This is a genomic window from Myxococcus xanthus, from assembly GCF_013116825.1.
GTDB lineage: Bacteria > Myxococcota > Myxococcia > Myxococcales > Myxococcaceae > Myxococcus > Myxococcus xanthus_B.
The window spans coordinates 1-15,941 of the sequence record NZ_JABFNS010000008.1 but is presented as its reverse complement, the minus strand read 5'-3'; the positions used below and the strand labels follow the sequence as shown (position 1 = coordinate 15,941).

The 15,941-nt window shown below is 68.5% G+C and carries 16 protein-coding genes; 10 read left to right on the top strand and 6 right to left on the bottom strand.

Annotation, left to right across the window (positions count from 1 at the left end):
• Positions 1-9: 9 nt before the first annotated feature.
• The gene (locus HNV26_RS03820) at positions 10-1,131 is read right to left on the bottom strand and encodes an App1 family protein phosphatidate phosphatase (protein ID WP_171444547.1); all 1,122 of its coding nucleotides are present in this window, start codon (positions 1,129-1,131) and stop codon (positions 10-12) included.
• Positions 1,132-1,284: 153 nt separating this feature from the next.
• Between HNV26_RS03820 and HNV26_RS03815 the strand changes: the two genes are divergently transcribed.
• The gene (locus tag HNV26_RS03815; protein WP_171444546.1) at positions 1,285-1,725 is read left to right on the top strand and encodes a DUF6209 family protein; all 441 of its coding nucleotides are present in this window, start codon (positions 1,285-1,287) and stop codon (positions 1,723-1,725) included.
• On the opposite strand, the gene HNV26_RS38150 is transcribed toward HNV26_RS03815, so the two are convergent.
• Positions 1,712-1,855 (bottom strand): hypothetical protein, encoded by a 144-nt coding sequence (locus HNV26_RS38150; RefSeq protein WP_253816196.1) that lies wholly within the window; start codon positions 1,853-1,855, stop codon positions 1,712-1,714. The genes HNV26_RS03815 and HNV26_RS38150 overlap by 14 nt on opposite strands.
• 177 nt (positions 1,856-2,032) lie before the next feature.
• Here HNV26_RS38150 and HNV26_RS03805 point away from each other — a divergent pair, with 177 nt between their 5' ends.
• The gene (locus tag HNV26_RS03805; RefSeq protein ID WP_171444545.1) at positions 2,033-3,076 is read left to right on the top strand and encodes a DUF2169 family type VI secretion system accessory protein; all 1,044 of its coding nucleotides are present in this window, start codon (positions 2,033-2,035) and stop codon (positions 3,074-3,076) included.
• Between the two features lie 4 nt (positions 3,077-3,080).
• Here HNV26_RS03805 and HNV26_RS03800 read toward each other — a convergent pair whose 3' ends face one another.
• Positions 3,081-3,866: an Imm49 family immunity protein gene (locus HNV26_RS03800; RefSeq protein ID WP_171444544.1), complete on the bottom strand. Its 786-nt coding sequence runs from the start codon at positions 3,864-3,866 to the stop codon at positions 3,081-3,083.
• Positions 3,867-3,940: 74 nt separating this feature from the next.
• Here HNV26_RS03800 and HNV26_RS03795 point away from each other — a divergent pair, with 74 nt between their 5' ends.
• Genes HNV26_RS03795 through HNV26_RS03775 form a run of 5 tightly spaced genes read left to right on the top strand, consistent with a single transcriptional unit; the run spans position 3,941 to position 7,024 of the window.
• A complete protein-coding gene (locus HNV26_RS03795; RefSeq protein ID WP_171444543.1) occupies positions 3,941-4,813 on the top strand; it encodes an MXAN_0050 family toxin nuclease in 873 nt (290 codons plus the stop codon).
• A 21-nt stretch (positions 4,814-4,834) separates the two neighbouring features.
• A complete protein-coding gene (locus HNV26_RS03790) occupies positions 4,835-5,419 on the top strand; it encodes an imm11 family protein (protein WP_171444542.1) in 585 nt (194 codons plus the stop codon).
• A 17-nt stretch (positions 5,420-5,436) separates the two neighbouring features.
• Positions 5,437-6,021: an MXAN_0049 family immunity protein gene (locus HNV26_RS03785; protein ID WP_171444541.1), complete on the top strand. Its 585-nt coding sequence runs from the start codon at positions 5,437-5,439 to the stop codon at positions 6,019-6,021.
• Positions 6,022-6,027: 6 nt separating this feature from the next.
• Entirely contained in the window at positions 6,028-6,387 is a 360-nt protein-coding gene (locus HNV26_RS03780; RefSeq protein ID WP_171444540.1) for a hypothetical protein, read from the top strand.
• Between the two features lie 52 nt (positions 6,388-6,439).
• The gene (locus HNV26_RS03775; RefSeq protein WP_171444539.1) at positions 6,440-7,024 is read left to right on the top strand and encodes an imm11 family protein; all 585 of its coding nucleotides are present in this window, start codon (positions 6,440-6,442) and stop codon (positions 7,022-7,024) included.
• Here the strand turns inward: HNV26_RS03775 and HNV26_RS03770 are convergent.
• Entirely contained in the window at positions 6,981-8,102 is a 1,122-nt protein-coding gene (locus HNV26_RS03770) for a hypothetical protein (RefSeq protein ID WP_171444538.1), read from the bottom strand. The two genes, HNV26_RS03775 and HNV26_RS03770, sit on opposite strands and share 44 nt — an antisense overlap.
• Before the next feature lie 119 nt (positions 8,103-8,221).
• Between HNV26_RS03770 and HNV26_RS03765 the strand changes: the two genes are divergently transcribed.
• Genes HNV26_RS03765 through HNV26_RS03755 form a run of 3 tightly spaced genes read left to right on the top strand, consistent with a single transcriptional unit; the run spans position 8,222 to position 12,742 of the window.
• Positions 8,222-8,686 (top strand): DUF4150 domain-containing protein, encoded by a 465-nt coding sequence (locus tag HNV26_RS03765; protein ID WP_011550193.1) that lies wholly within the window; start codon positions 8,222-8,224, stop codon positions 8,684-8,686.
• Positions 8,683-10,026, top strand: coding sequence for a TIGR02270 family protein (locus tag HNV26_RS03760; RefSeq protein ID WP_171445412.1), 1,344 nt, complete (start codon positions 8,683-8,685; stop codon positions 10,024-10,026). The genes HNV26_RS03765 and HNV26_RS03760 overlap by 4 nt, the downstream gene beginning before the upstream one ends.
• Before the next feature lie 40 nt (positions 10,027-10,066).
• Entirely contained in the window at positions 10,067-12,742 is a 2,676-nt protein-coding gene (locus HNV26_RS03755) for a hypothetical protein (protein ID WP_171445413.1), read from the top strand.
• Between the two features lie 16 nt (positions 12,743-12,758).
• Here HNV26_RS03755 and HNV26_RS03750 read toward each other — a convergent pair whose 3' ends face one another.
• Both HNV26_RS03750 and HNV26_RS03745 read right to left on the bottom strand, forming a co-directional pair.
• Complete coding sequence (locus HNV26_RS03750; RefSeq protein WP_171445414.1) at positions 12,759-14,624, bottom strand: glycoside hydrolase family 15 protein; 1,866 nt, start codon at positions 14,622-14,624, stop codon at positions 12,759-12,761.
• A 23-nt stretch (positions 14,625-14,647) separates the two neighbouring features.
• On the bottom strand, positions 14,648-15,733 hold the full coding sequence (locus tag HNV26_RS03745; protein ID WP_171445415.1) for a glucose 1-dehydrogenase: 1,086 nt from the start codon (positions 15,731-15,733) through the stop codon (positions 14,648-14,650).
• Positions 15,734-15,941: the final 208 nt, after the last annotated feature.

Genomic DNA, 15,941 nt, shown 5'->3' with positions numbered 1-15,941 from the left:
CCGGGGCTCTCAGCGCGCGGCGTCCTCGCGGCGGTGGGCCTCCACCTCGCGCACCTCGCGCCACTGAATCCACCCCTCGCGCGCGGCGTGACGGGCGGCCTCGGTGGTGTCATCCACCGCGAGCATCTGGCTGCCCGCGGCGCGGATGTCCCCGGCGATGAGCGCCAGCTCCTCGGCCCGGCGCTGATGCCCGGGCACGTTGCGGATGTAGACGCAGAGGATGCGCCCGGGAAACTCACGGACGATGGTGCGGTAGTGCTCCGCGTCCTCCTGGCCGCTGTCGCCAATGAGGATGAAGGGCAGGTGCGACAGCGTGCCGAGCACCGCGCGAATCTTCTCCAGCTTGTGCCCATGGCCCCCGCCGGGCGCGAAGCCCTGGCTGGACAGGCCCCAGTCGCGCAGCAGCAGCGGACCGGTGGGGATTTTGTGCAGGGAGAGGAACTCGTCCAGGTGCTCGTAGAGGTTCCACGGGCTGCTGGACACGTAGAAGATGGGGTTGTCCGCGTTCGTGCCCCGGCCGTGCTGGAGCGCGGCGTAGAAAGCGTCCACACCCGGAAAGGGCAGCCGCACTCGGTGCTCGGTCAGGAAGAGCGCCCAGGCCCGCTTCAGCAGGTCGGTGACGCCGGTGACGATGACGGTGTCGTCGATGTCGCTGATGACGCCGAACTCCGCGCCGGGCCCGGCCATCCGCACCGGCGCGGCCACGCGGGACACGCCCTCCGCGTCCGGCGACAGCAGCTCCAGCTCCACCATGTGCCAGCCCGAGCGCACCCCGTCCGGCGGAGGCACCCACAGCTCCAGGAAGCCCTCCTCGTCGGTGGTGCCCTCCCAGCGCTTGTCGCCCCAGCGCACCGCGACGTGCGCGCCCGGCACCTCGCGCGTCATGTAGCGCTTGTAGGAGGCCACCGCGCTGCCCACCAGCGTGTAGCGCTCCTGCGGCGGGCGCACGTGCCGGTCTTCCAGCACGCGGGCCTTGATGACGGCGCGCTCGGGCGTGCCATAGCCCCGGTAGGGGAGGATGCGCAGCGGCGGCGCGATTCCCAGCTTCTGGCGAAGCTTGCGGCTCAGCGCGTCATAGTGCGCGTCCACGCGGACGGCGAGTCGATAGAAGCGAGGAAGAAAGTCGGCCATGGCGCGGAGCGTAAAGGTGAGGAGCCTGACTCTAGAGGAGTCCACGATTGAGCGGCACAAACCCGTGAGGGTCCACTGGCGGACCGTCACAGCCCTTGCCTGCCACGGTGTGCGTATCCGCAACGCAGCTTCCTCTCAACCTGGAGCTTTGCCTTGCCGCGTCAATCCCCCCGCTGGTGTCTCGCCGCCGCCGTCACCGTGCTGCTCGCCGGAACGGCCGCTTCCTCGCAGTCCGCCTCCAGCATCACCTTCCAGTCGCCAGCGCAGGGCTGGAGCGTATTCGCGTCCCCCAACCCGCTGCCCTTTGGCTCCACCGCGGCCATCCACTACAGCGCGGACCGGCTGACGCAGTGCCGGGGCAACATCAACGGCACCACGCTCGGGTGGACGATGACGGGCTACTACCAGTTCAACGACGGGCCGGTGCAGCGCTTCTGGGTGGCGGGCTTCTCCTCCACGCCCAACCCGCCCGCGCCGTCCATCCCACTCAACACGCGGGGCACGCTGGCCATCTGGTTCGAGAACACCAACCGCTGGGGCTGCCAGGCCTGGGATTCGAACTTCGGCACCAACCACGTCTTCACCGTGCGGTGACGAGCTCCACCCGGCCCAGGGGGCTGTAGCCCTTCTTCGCCAGCAGCCGCCGCGCCGCCAGCACGGACACGCAGTCATCCGTGCTGTGGATGTCTCCGAAGAAGATGAGCGGCGTGGCCGGGTCCACCACGCGAATCCCCCGGCGTCCACGGACGGCACGCGCCGGACGAAGACGTCGAGCAGGACCTTGCCGGCCTCATCGTGCCGGGGTGTGAGGGCACGGCGTGGACGGGAGGTGGAACGCGGGCTGACAGCCGGGCTCCGGCTGCCCGTGTCCCAAACGGGTGAGGACTGGTAGACATGTTTCATGGGGCACCCCTCCACCGAGAACCTCACGCCCTTCACCTTCGAGCCGCTGTTCCTCACCGACGAGGCGCTGCGGCCCCTGTTCGTGCCCGTGTTGAAGGCCACGTTCGACCTGCGGCCTCGGGGCGCGCCGACGCTGTCCGCGGAGCAGGCGCCGCTGCTGACCGGAGGTGAGCGTTGGGAAGGCGGGGATGCGGCCAGCCTCCGCCTGGAGCCCGAGAGCGCCTTCTTCAAGGCCGCCACGGACGTGGTGCTGGTGGGGCATGCCCATGCGCCCGCGGCGGGGACTCGCGAGCTCCTCGCCGAGTTGCATGTCGGGCCGGTGCACAAGCAGGTCCGTGTGCTGGGGGACCGCACGTGGTTCAAGAGCATGGGCGGCATCGGGGTGACGCAGCCCCTCCCCTTCGAGCGCATCCCCTTGCGCTATGAGCGCGCCTTCGGCGGGAAGGACGGCAGCGCCTTCGAGCCGCGCAACCCGCTGGGCACGGGCTTTCGCGAGAAGGGCAGCCGCTTCGAGGAGAACCTGCGGCTGCCGAACCTGGAGTCTCCCGCCGAGCCGCTGAGGTCCTGGGGCCAGCGTCCTCCGCCCACGGGCTTCGGGTTCATCGAACCGCACTGGCAGCCCCGAGCCGGCTACGCGGGCACCTACGATGACGCGTGGAAGAAGTCGCGCAGCCCGTTGCTGCCGAAGGACTTCGACCGGCGCTTCCTCAACGGCGCGCCGTGGGACCAGCTCGTCCCGGGCTACCTGCGAGGGGGCGAGGCCGTGCTGCTGAAGCACATGGCGCCGGGTGCGCCGCTGACGTTCAGGTTGCCCGCGCTGCCGTCTCCGGAGGTGCTCGCGCCCAGGGCCCGGGGGCTGGATGACCTGGAAGGAGCGCTGCGGCTGGACACCGTGGTCCTGGACACGGACGCGATGAAGCTGTTCCTCGTGTGGCGCGGCACCTTCGCGTTGCAGCGCGAGCCCACGGAGCTGCGCTCCATCCAGGTGACGTGCGAGGGCGCGGAGACGCTGGAGCCGGGGCAACCCGTCGGAACGGACTGACGGGTTATCGCGTCGGCGCCGTGTCGACGGCCCAGTCGCCCGAGTACGTCGCGGTCATCGGGACGCGGGCCAGGGGCGGGCAGTAGCGGAAGCCGGTGTCCCCGGGTGCGATGCCGGCGCGCTCGGCGAGGCGCAGGAGGGCCAGTCCTTCGAGCCAGACGAACCGGTGCGGCGCGAAGGACGTCACGGGTGTGGCCAGCGAGCGGGCGCGCTTCTCCGTGACGATGCCGTGGTCCAGGCAGGCGGCGGCGAAGGCCTCGGCGAAGGCGGCGGCGTCCCTGGACACCAGGGCCCGGGCCATGGCCACCCGGCTGGCGTAGGGCTCCTGGCCCACCTTCTCCAGCGGGACGAGGATGGACTCCAGCGGAGCGGACGGCGTGCGGGTGAGGTGCTGGAGGGCGGCGGCCCAGAGGAACTCATCCTCGTATTCGGCGCCCTGCTGCCACTGGGTGGCGGCGCTCGCGGCCACGGCCTCCGCGAGGGAGAAGTGGCCGGCGGCGAGCGCGCCGAGCAGCGGCGTGTTGCGCCGCGCGGGCGGTGGCGGAAGGCCCCGGTCCGCGAGGAGGCGCTGCACCCGGCGGCCGTTCTCCGCCATCCGGCAGAGGTTGAGGAAGAACCCCTGTGGATTACCATCCACCAGCAGCGTGGCCACGGCGATGAGGTGCAGGTCGAGCGTGATGGCGTCCAACCGCGCGAGAATGCTGGAGCGGTCCGCGCCCGGGTCGAACCGGCTCAGCCTTTCTCCCAGGGAGTCAGCGGCATCTGCACGGAGGGAGATGAGACGGGCCATGATGAGAGGTGCGGGTGAGCGTAGCCTGGAACGGGGCGTTCAGGCACCATACAACGTGAGAGGTGGGTACGCGCATGAGCAACCTGAGTGCGAGCGAGATGAACACGGAGTTGGCGCAGCGGCTCCTGTCCATCTTCGAGCGAAGCAGGGACCGGAAGTACACGGCGGCCAAGGCGGCGAAGAAGAAGAAGCCGAAGCCCGCGGCCAGCGCCGCGGACGACGCCGACCACGTGGACGACAGCGCCGCGCCCCGGGGCGTGCTCGGCAAGGACAGCGACTACGCGCAGAACGGCTCTGACTACATCGCGTCCCTGGACGGGCGTGACGTGTACCGCGTCTTCGACCATTCCTACCTGGATGAAATCCGGGACCTGGTGAAGCAGACCGCTGAGTTCCCCGGGGGGCCACCGGAGAACTTCAACCCGAGGGCCAAGGACAAGGACAAGAAGCCCGCGCTCCAGAAGTACCCGTACGCGTGGGAGGCGCACCACATCCTCCCGGGCTCGGCGTTCTACTACGAGCTGAAGGACGGGCCTGCCTTCACGTACCGGCAACTCCGCCTCATCCTCCAGTCCGACTACAACCTGAACCACGGCCACAACATCATCATGCTGCCGGACCAGGCCTGGGCCGTGCCCGTCCACGCGCTGCTGCAGCACCCGGGCGACCATCCCATCTACACGCACGAAGTCATGCTGGATCTGAAGGTCATCAGCCAGAAGCTGCAAAAAGAAATAGACGCACAGAAAGACCACGAGGCGCTAGTCACAAGCATTTTCGAGCAGCTCAAGGATTTGGAAGAAAAATACTGGGACCTGCTCGTAGGATTGAGCCGAGCTGTCGTTGAATCCATCACAGCCGGAACGCAGTACGTGCATGAATTCGTGCGCTACGCTCCCAAGGACAAGAAGGCCAAGAGTCGCTACGAGTGGGGCTCGCTCTACTAAGAGCATTGAGATTCTGAAACCATGAAATACTTCGTCTTCAAAATTCGAGGTACTGAAGCTGGGTTTATTGACTCCTATCCTCGAAACAGCCCGACGGAATGGAAATTTGCCGAGGGTATCAGCCTCGCCAAGGATTTCCCTATCGGCGGCGAGGTCTCCTTTTCCGATAACTACCCTGACCATCGGAACCTTTACGACTTTCAGCCCAATCTGATGAACGGGCATCTTGTGTCAGGAAAAGCTCGCAGCGTCATCGATTCATTGGGAATCACCAACGCAGAGTGGTTGCCGGTCGTCGTCAAAGACCACAAGGGCAACGTCGTGGGTCCCGACTACGCTTTTCTCAACCTATTGGGAGCGGAAAACGCCATCGACATGGAGCGCTCCGTCTACAAGATGGACCATCTCGAAAAGGATCAGATCGGTCGCATCAAGAAGCTTGCGCTCAAATACGAGGCCATTGACTCCCAGGCCAAGATGTTCCGTTGCACCATGGAGCGTCGTCTCATTCTCATTCGAGAAGACGTTCATGCTGCATTCCTTCAAGCAGGACTCACTGGCTTCAAGGTCTATAGTGCCGAGGGATGGAATGGTCTGATGCTTTAACCAAAGGACCGCCCCAGATGAAATACTTCGTATTCACGGTGATGGCTGAAGAGGCGGGGTTCATAGAGAGCTACCCGCGTGGAAGTCCGACAGACTGGAAGTTCGATATGGGCATCAGTCTTGCCAAAGACTTTCCCCCGGGAGGCGAGGTCTCCTTCTCCGATAACTACCCGGAGAACAGGAACCTCTACGACTTCCAGCCTAACCTCATGAGCGCATTGCTCGTCTCTGGGCGAGCACGCAAGCTCATCAATTCACTCGGTGTCTCCAACGCTGAGTGGCTTCCCGTCGTCGTCAAGGACCACCAGGGCGCTATCGTCGGTCCGGATTACGCTTTCCTCAATCTCCAGGGGGCAGAAGACGCCATCGATATGGAGCGCTCGAACTACGAGATGAATTCGATCGACAAGGAGCAGATCGGGCTCATCGACAAACTGGCCCTGCAGACCACCGCCATCAGTCCCGACGCAAAGCTGTTCCGCTGCACGAAGGAACTCCGTCTCATTCTCATCCGTGAAGACGTCCACGCTGCTTTCGAGCAAGCGGGCCTGACCGGCTTCAAGGTCTACGAAGCTGAAGGCTGGGACGGACTGGAGCTCTGACCCATCATGTTCGAAGCCAATTGCATAGAAGAGCAGCCCGCCGACATCGTCGCCCGGGTCCTCGAGGAACAGTCTCCGTGCTTCATCGCCGCACGCGAGGGCGTCCGGGGGGTACTGGTCCCCCTGGATGAGGTCTACACGGAGGTGATGGAGGCGCATCCGCGCGTCATCAATGCCCGGCTGAAGGACCTGGTCCGTCCCGGTAAGGACATGGCCATGTACTGCGTCCAGGTCAGCCTGTCTGATGAAAAGGATGCCATCCGCTTCCTGGACGAGGAGGGAGCGCCGGTGCTCGCCCTGGTCGGTGCCATGCGCTTCCTGCGCTGGCTTGAAGAGGAGGACGGCGAGGTGGACGAAGAATCATGAGGCACAGCCACCAGGGGATGGCCCGGCATTTCATGCAGGATTGGAGTCGTCCGTGAACTACTTCGTCTTCAAGGTCCAAGGCATCGACGCAGGCTTCATCGATGAATATCCCCGGGGAAGCCCGACAGACTGGAAGTTCGACGAAGGCATCAGCCTCATCAAACAGTTTCCTGTGGGTGGTGAGGTCTCCTTCTCCAAGAACTATCCAGACGACCGGACTGTCTATGATTTTCAACCGAACCTGATGAGCGACCTGCTTGTCTCAGGCCGCGCGCGCAAGCTCATCGAATCCCTGGAGGTCACCAACGCGGAATGGCTTCCCGTCGTGGTCAAGGACCATCAAGGCGCCGTCGTGGGTCCCGATTACGCCTTCCTCAATCTCCAGGGGGCCGAAGACGCCATCGACATGGAGCGGTCGGTCTACAGGATGAACGCCATCGCCAAAGACCAGATTGGCCGCGTGAAGAAGCTGGCCCTGAAGTACGACGCCATCTCCCCGCAGGCGAAGGTGTTCCGCTGCACCATGGAGCGCCGCCTCATCCTCATCCGCGAGGACGTGCACGCCGCCTTCGTCCAGGCGGGCCTCACCGGCTTCAAGGTCTACGCAGCCGAGGGTTGGAACGGCCTGGAGCTGTGAGGTGAATCACGGCGCGCTCCCCTGCTTCCGCGGAGGAGAGCACCAGCACCGACGACGTGGGCGCGTAACCTCGCGCCAGCCCCCGGAAGACCATCGCCGTGGCCACCGCTCCCGAGGCCACCCCCGTGTGTCCGAAGCTCTTGGCCGGCATCCACACCGCGCCTTGCTCGAAGCGGGCGTCTGTCTCCCTGAGCCGGACCTGGAGCATCCCCCACTCGAAGGCGCGCGCGTATTGCCCGTCGTGGTCCGACACCATCAACGGCGCGGACGCGTCCTGTCCCAAGGGCCCCAAGGCCGCGAGGACCTGACGCGCCAGTTCCTGCCCGTCCGGTGGCTGCTCCCCATCCAGCGGCGCCGCGTCGCGTCCCTGCGCCACCCGCACCACGGCCATGGCGGACTCCGCGGTTTCCTCGCGCGTGAGCAACAAGGCCACCGCGGCCTCCCCCGCCATCAACCCCGTGGGCCGGCCCGGGGTCTTCAGGCGCTGCTGCTGGTGCAGCAACGTCAACGTCTCCGGGGAGAGGAAGCTGTCCACCGCGCAGACGAGCGCTCGCTCCGCCTTGGACGCCCGCAGGTCCTCGCCCGCCGCGGCCAGCGCCTGGGCGAAGGCCACGTTCCCCGTGGGGAACGCGCGCACCAGCCCCTTCCACGCGGGCCATCCCAGCGCCTGCCACGTCCCCTTCACCAGCCGGTCCACCAGCCGCGCGATGCGCTCGCGTGCGTCGTCCGGGTCTTCCTCGGAGGGGTCCTTCCCCGTCGTGAAGCCCCGTGCCTCCGGGTCGGGCAGCACCAGGTAGAGCCCCACGCCCGGCCCCAGCGCCGCGACGTCCACCCACGTCCCCAGGTCCACCAGCGCTTCCGCCAACAGCGCCACCAGCCGCCCCACGCCCGAAAACCCCAGCGTGGCTTCTCCCGCCGCGTGCACGGTGACGGGGCTCGGCGCCTCGTCGCCCTTCAGGAAGACCTCGAAGTCCGGCGCCGCCGAGGGCCAGGACATCCCCGCACGAAACGCCGCCGAGGCAGGCACCAGCCCACCCAGCGACGACGCCATTCCCATCGCCTGGACCCATCCCAACATGCGCGACACAGCCTCCTACACCGGAGGGACAGCCTTCCACGGCACGATACAACGAGCCACCTCCCTGGCTCGTGCCACGAGCCCAGGAGCGATACACTCCCGGGCGAGGAGCCATCCGCATGAGCGCGACCGTTGGCGTCAACAAGCTGTCCGTCGTCCACAAGGACACCGGAGGGACCACCATCGCCTTCCCGGACGTCTGCAAGACGCCCAGCCCCGCCGGCCCCGTGCCCATCCCCTACCCCAACGTCGCCATGTCCTCGGACACGGCGAAGGGCACGACGAAGGTCTCAGTGGATGGCAAGCCGGTGTGCGTCGAGGACTCGAACTTCAGCACCAGCACCGGCGACGAGGCGGGCACCGCGGGCGGCGGCGTCGTCTCCGGCAAGACGAAGGGCAAGGCCGAGTTCGTCAACTACTCCTTCGACGTGAAGTTCGAGGGCAAGAGCGTGGCGCGGACCTTCGACCTCATGCTCCACAACGACAAGAACACCCCGCCCGCACCGCTGCTCCAGGGGCCGGTCATCGCGCTCGGCAAGAGCGACACGAAGGCCAAGTGCCTCGTCTGTGAAAAGGAGCTGTGAGGCCCTTGTCGCCCCCCCGTCCAACGGTCCGCTGGGAGCTGCTGGAGCGCCACCTCGAGGAAGCCGAGTTCCTGTGGACGCAGTGGGAGCACGGCCTCTGGAGCCCGGAGCTCACCCTGTCCTCGCTGGCCGAGGGCGATGAAGGGCGTCTGCGGGCCCACCTGGATGCGCTCGTGCTGGGAGGCAGCGCCGCCGCCACCCGCTTGCTGCTCCCCGCGCTGACCTCCGAGGACCCCGCGCGCGTGGCCAGCGCGGCCTGGGCCCTGCTCTCCGCCGAGGACGCCGACTGGCGCGAGCCCGTGTTCCAACAGTTGGAGCAGGGGGCCGAAGAGACGCATCCGGGCCTCCTCCGCGCGCTGGAGCTGCTCGACCGGCCGGACCTCCACGCCCTGCTCCTGAAGAAGCTGCCGACGTTGCAGCCAACGCTCCAGGCGGGGGCGCTCCGGGTCGCGCGCGTCCGTCACCTCGACACGAGCGCCGCGCTCGAGAAGCTCGACTGGGAGGCCGACCCGGCGCTGCATGCCGAGGCGCTTCGTGCCCTTCCCTTCGCTCCCAGGACGCAGACAGGGGAGGCTCGGCTGTCACGCGCCCTGGGCCACGCCCATCCCACCGTGAGCACCGCCGCCCTGGAGACCGGGTTGCTGCTGGGCTCGCGTGAGGCCTGGGAGCACGCCCGAGGTTCCTCGTCGCGCGGCGCGCTCCTCGCGCTCGCCGTGGCGGGTGAGCCGAAGGACCTCGCGGGCCTCCTCGCGCGCCTGAAAGACGGCTCCGCACCAGCGGAGGTCATCTGGGCGGTGGGCTTCAGTGGCAGGCTCCCGACGGCCGAGGCGTTGCTGCCGCTGCTGCGCGATGAGGCCCAGGGCCCGCTGGCCGCGGCCTCCTTCGCCGCCATCACCGGACTCCCCTTGGTGCCTCCCTTCCTCGTGGAGGCACCCACCGACGAGGATGAGGACGCGGAGGAGGAGGCCGAACCCGAGGCCGAGGACCTCCAGGCGCGGCTCCCCAGCCCCCGGGTGCTCCCCGGCGAGGTGGACGCCCAGGCGGTGGAGACCTGGTGGACGCAGCGGCGCGGCGGCTTCACGGAAGGCGCGCGTCTCCTGAGGGGTACCCCCCTCACGGTGGAGGTGCTGGTCAGGGCCCTGGAGACCGAGCCCATGAGGCGGCGCCCCTCGCTCGCCTGGGAGGCGGCCCTGCGCGGCGGGGGCACGCTCCAGGTGGAGTCCCGGCAGTGGACGCGGGTGCAGCGCGAGCAGGCGCTTCCCCTGCGGGGACAGCGCCCGGAATGGCTCGCCCGGGCAGGGAGCTGGCCGCAGGGCCGCCGAGGCGACATTCCCGCCTGATGGGGTAGAGGCCTGCCGCCTCGGTGGATAGGGTGCATCCATGGCAACCTGGAGCCCCACCGCCTTCGCCCGCGGACTCGCGTCGCTGCGCGCCTTCGCCAACGCCGAGCCGGAGCTGTCCGCGAGCGCTCGCGCCGACTTTCCAACGACGTGGGACGACGAGCAGTTTCCCTGGATGAACGCCGCCCTGATGGCGTGGACCCTCCATGGACGGGAAGACGCCGAGGGCCGCACCGCGGCGGACCGTCAGCTCCTCAGGGACGGGCAACGCCTGTCGCGCGCCGAGCGCGGCTTGCTGTCGGCCCTGGCCGCGTCCTGGTGCTCGGTGTTCGAGGTGGAGGAGGTGCGGTTTGGCCAAGGACTGCGCTTGAGGGACCTCGTGCTCGACGAGGTGCTGGAGGTGAAGGAGCGCAGCCTCACCACGCAGGTGGCCCGCTACGACTTGATTGTGAGCTGGGTGATGCCCACCGAGGACCACCTGGAGCTGGTGGGAGGCATCGTCTCGATTCCCCGCCCCCTGCGTGAGCACGTCGTCGTCGCCGCGCGTCACGCGTTCGCCACCCATCAGCCTCCGGCCGACGACGTGCCCGGCCGCCGCAGGCAGGCGCGGCGGCTGGCGCCCTTTCTCTTCACGCGCGTGCTGGAGCTGTTCACCACCGAGCGGCCACTCCTCGACTTCGATGGCGCGCCGCTGCGCATCTGCACCGCGCGCTTCCGCATCCGCCACCCGGCGAAGGTCGAAGAGCGCCTGCGCCGGCACGACGGCTTCACCCGCGAGGGCAAGGGACTCTACAGCTGGGAGGGTCCTCGGGCGGCGCTGTGGGGTTCCCTCTCGGTGGAGGGCAAGGTGCTGGTCCTCACCACCCACTCCGCGCAGCGTCTGGAGAAGGGCAAGGCCCTGCTGGAGGAGTTGCTGGGCGCGGAGGCCGAGCACGAAGAGGACACGCTGGGGCCGGCGAAGTCCGTCCGAGGAGAGCCCGCGCGCGCCCTGCCAGACGACGCGCCCCCCCAGTTGGCGGACGCATTCGCGTTGACGCTCGCGCAACGGGCCCGGGCGGAGCTGGCCCAGGGAATCCCCGCCTGGGGTGGAAGGAGCGCCAGCGACTTGGTGCGCTCCACCGAGGGCCGCGCCCAGGTGCTCGAATGGCTGAAGGACTGGGAGTCGCAGGTGTCTCACCTCTCCGACGCCGCGGACCTGCTCTGGGATGACCTCTACGCGGAGCTGGGCCTGTCGCGTGACGAACGCATCCCGCTGACCCAGGTGTACACCTCGAAGGAGGCGCCTTCCCTCGAGCCCATCCGCGCGGAGCTCACCACCACCGAGCTCCCCGAGGACCTCTCTCTTGAACCTCCTCCTCGCCGCCGGGCCTTCCAGGATGCCGCCCAGCGGAAGCCTCGGCGGAAGCCCCCAGCGCCCGAGTTGGAGCCAGGGGCCCTCTATGCCTTCAAGCTGGGGCCCATCGACGTGGGTGTGGATGGCCGCGCATCCATCTACGTCGCGCTGACGTCCGACGGTGAGGCCCTGCCCCCCGTCTTCGGGCGCCGGGACGCGGAGGGGCTGGAGTCCCTGGCGCGGGACCATGTGGGGCTCAAGCGCTACTGCGAGAGCCGGCTGGCCCGCTCCGGCGCGACCCATGGCTTCGCGTCGCGGCCCATGCCGGACTCCGTCGCCCGCTTCCGGGCGGCGCTCACCCTCCAGTTGCACTGGGCCTCCGCGGAGCCGGGCTTGAAGGTGATGCCAGAGGTGACGACGGCGCTCCTCGACGCCACGGCGGCGCTCATCCGCGCGGAGCCCTGGGAGGAGTGGACGAACGAAGAGGTCTTCACGGTGCACCTGGAGGGTGCCGTGCGGGGCACCCGGGAGCTGTCCGTCATGGGGAGCGGGGGCAGCGAGTTCGGCTTCGCCCTCTTCGACCGGGCCGGCTCCGTGGAGCGGATGAGCATGTCTGGCCTGCCGGGCGGCAACGTCGACGTGCTCATCCCGGACTCGCTGGGCGTGACGCTGGAGGACGAGCCGGACTGGGTGGTGAAGACGGTCAAGGACGTCACCGGCCTGCCCTTCGTCCCCGACGTGATGCGCGTCCAGCGCAACACACCGCGCCTGGGCAACGCCGAGGAGCTGCTGCTGGCGGCGGCGGTGGCCCGGGCGCTCGCCCTGGCACGTCCCGAGGAGCGCGAGGTGAGCGTGGAGCTGAACGTTGGGGACTTCCAGGTCCGGGTGCGGCTGGAAATCCCCCTGCCGCTGCTGACGGGGAGCTACGTGGGAAAGCTCGACCTGCTGTCGCTGGCCACCCGGCGGCCCAAGGCGACCCACGCGCCTACGCGCTCGCTCCCCACGAAGAAGGTCTCCGAGACGCTGCTCGAGTTTGCCAAACCCATCCTGGACGACGTGGAGGACTCGGACGACCCGCAGGCCGAGCTCTTCACCTGCCTGGCGCTGGCCCTGAGCGCGTGGAACGCCGTGGTGCAGGACACCTGGGAGCCGGAGAAGGGCTGGGTGGAGCGGGCGCGCGCCACGCTGAAGCGGATGCCCCGAGACGTCCGGGAGATGATGCTCCACGACTTCGAGCTGCTGGTGGAGCGCAAGCGGCGCCACTTCGCGGACGACCCCCGGCTGCTCGACGCCCTGGACATCGTCCAGCGGCCGGATGACCTCGGCGTGCGCCTGGTCGGCGTGGTGACGCCCGGCGCCTGGCCCGAATTCGTGGGCGTGTAGGGCGCATGACGCGGCCTCAGTCGCGCCGGCCCAGCGTGCGGTCCAGGTTGTAGGCGGAGCTGATGAGCGCCAGGTGGGTGAGCGCCTGCGGGAAGTTGCCCAGGGCCTCGCCGGACATGCCCGTCTGCTCCGCGTACAGGCCCACGTGGTTGGCGTAGCCCAGCATCCGCTCGAAGATGAGCCGCGCCTCCTCCAGCAAGTCGGGCCGGGCCACGCTGGCGCGCGTCATCGCCTCCACCAGCCAGAAGCTGCAGAGGTTGAAGGTGCCCTCGCTGCCGGCAATCCCATCCAACGTGGCCTCCACGTCGTAGCGGAACACCAACCCGTCCGACGCGAGGCCGCCTTGGGACGGCGGCTTGCGCATGACGTCCAGCGTCTGGAGCATGCGCGGGTCCACCGGGGACAGGAAGAACACCAGCGGCATCAGCAGATTCGCCGCGTCCAGCGCGTGGCCGCCGTAGTACTGGACGAAGGCGCCCCGCTCCGGGTTCCAGCCCTTGTCCATGATGTCCTCGAAGATGGTATCCCGCACCTTGTGCCAGCGGGCCCGGTCCGCCGGGAAGCTGCGCTTGTCCGCCAGCCGGATGGCCCGGTCCACCGCCACCCAGCACATCAGCTTCGAGTACACGAACTGCCGCCGCCCGCCGCGCACCTCCCAGATGCCCTCGTCCGGCAGCGCCCAGTTGTCACACACCCAGTCCACCAGCCGCCGCAGGTGCCGCCAGAAGTCATAGGAGATGGGCGCCGCGTACTTGTTGGACAGGTACACCGAGTCCATCAGCTCGCCGTAGATGTCGAGCTGCAACTGGTCCGCCGCCGCGTTGCCGATGCGCACCGGGCGCGCGCCGCCATAGCCCGACAGGTGCAGGAGTTCCTGCTCCTCGGGCACGCGCTCGCCGTCGATGCCGAACATCAGGGGCAGCGGCCCGTCGTCGTACTCCGCGCAGCGCGCCTCCACCCAGCGCATGAAGGCCGCCGCCTCCTGCTTGAAGCCGATGCGGAGGAACGCGTACACGGTGAAGGCCGCGTCGCGCAGCCAGCAGAAGCGGTAGTCCCAGTTGCGCGTTCCGCCCGGTGACTCCGGCAGGCTGCAAGTGGGCGCCGCGACGATGGCGCCCGTGGGCGCGAAGGTCATCAGCTTGAGCGCCAGCGCCGAGCGTTGCACCGTCTCCCGCCACCGGCCCGTGTACTGGCAGCCCGACAGCCAGTGACGCCAGTACTCCACCGTCTCCCGGAAGAGGTCCTCGGAGGACTCATGGTTGTGCACCACCGCCTCGCAGGACGTGCGCGCGCCCGGGTGCAGGGAGAAGACGGCGGACTGGTTCTCATGCAGGGTGAAGGACGCGGTGACGCCCCGCTCTGTCTTCTTCAGCTTCACCGACGAGGACAGCGTGAGCCGGAGCGTTTCAGAGGAGAAGGTGGCCCCGCTGTGGATGAGCTTCGTCTCGTGCGTATCCCGCGCGTAGTTGAAGGCCGGGAAGCACTCCATGCGGAAGACCATCTGTCCACGCACCACCCGCACGCGCCGGAGGATTTCCCGCTCCTCCTTCATCCCCTTCCTGCCCGACATGGGCATGAAGTCGACCAGCTCACCCACGCCATCCGGCGTGTAGAAGCGCGTCACCAGGACGTTGGTCTCCGGCCAGTAGAACTGCCGCTGCATCACCCCGTCGGGCTCCGGCGCGATGCCCCAGTGGCCTCCCCTCTCACGGTCCAACAGCGCGGCGAAGACACTGGGACTGTCGAAGTGCGGAAAACAAAACCAGTCGATGGTGCCCTCATGGCCCACCAGCGCCACCGTCCGCAGGTCGCCGATGATGCCGTGGTCCTCGATGGCCACCGGCTGTCCCGTCACCGAGGCACCGCCGCTTCCCGTTGCCATGCGTCACTCCTCGTCGAAGGGGTTCAGATGAAGCGGATGACGTCCTTGATGCCGCCGGACTTCTTGCCAGTGGCGACGTCGCGGAAGTCCTCGGGCGAGTACCTGGCGCAGATGAGCCGCTCCAGCCCCCCGGGCCAGCGGGCCTGGAAGTGCCGCAAGTCCTCCAGCGCCATGTCGAAGTCGACCTCCGCCGCGTTCACCGTGCCCACCAGCACCTGGTTGCCCAGCACCACGTCCTTGAGCACCGGTGCCACGTCGAAGGGCTCCTCCTTCGACGGCACACCCGTGAGGATGCAGACGCCGTTGGGGCCCAGCGCCTTCAGCGTCTCCAGCGCCGCCTTCGCCACGCCCGCGGCCTCGTAGATGACGTCCGCGGCGCCGACCCTGCGGACCAGCTCCTCCGGCCGCACCTCCTTCGAGGAGATGTAGGGCACCCCCAGCGCCTCGGAGGCCTCGGCCTTCGCGTTGGGCTTGGGGCTGCGCGAATACACCGTGGTGGCATACCCCCGGCGCGCCAGCGCCATGGCGCCCAGCAGCCCCACCGGCCCCGCGCCCAGCACCACCGCGCGGCCCGGCCCCCCCTTCCAGGGCAGCCGGTCCTGGAAGCGCTCCAACTGGCGGAGGGACTTCTCCGCGATGGTGAGCGGCTCGGTGAGCACCGCCACCTCGCGCAGCTCCGCGGGCACCCGGTGCAGGTAGGCCACGTCCTCCACGAAGAACTCGGCGCCGAAGCCGTGAGCGCCCTTGATTCCCCGCTCGGTGTAATCACCGGTGATGCAGAAGTCCGGCTGGCCCTCGCGGCACGGCGGGCAGGTGGCATGCGGGCACGGCCGGCGCACGCGGGGCACCACCCAGTCCCCGCGGCTCAGGCCCCGGACGGCCTCGCCCACCTCCACCACCTCGCCCAGGCACTCGTGGCCCAGGATGAGGTGGTCCGAGCCCGGCGGCGGGGAGCCGTAGACGAACTCGGTGATTTCCTTGTCCGTGCCACACACCCCGATTTCCCGCGTCCGCACCTTCACCTGCGTGGGGGATTGGATGCGGGGCTCGGGGGCGTCGGTGATGACCCGCACCTCGCGCTTCTGGGGGAAGACGGCCACGGCCTTCATACGGGCTCCTTGCGATGCACGTCCCGGCACGCGGCCAGACGCGGACGAGGACACGGTGATGCCTGCCAGGTACGGCTGCTCGCTCAGGCACGGGCCCGTGGCGGCACGGGCCCGCTGGTGAACAGCGCCCGCTCCCACGTTGCCCAGGGGTCAACGCTGTGCATGCACGAAACCGCTGCCCACCCGGCCCGCCCGGGTCTATGCTGTC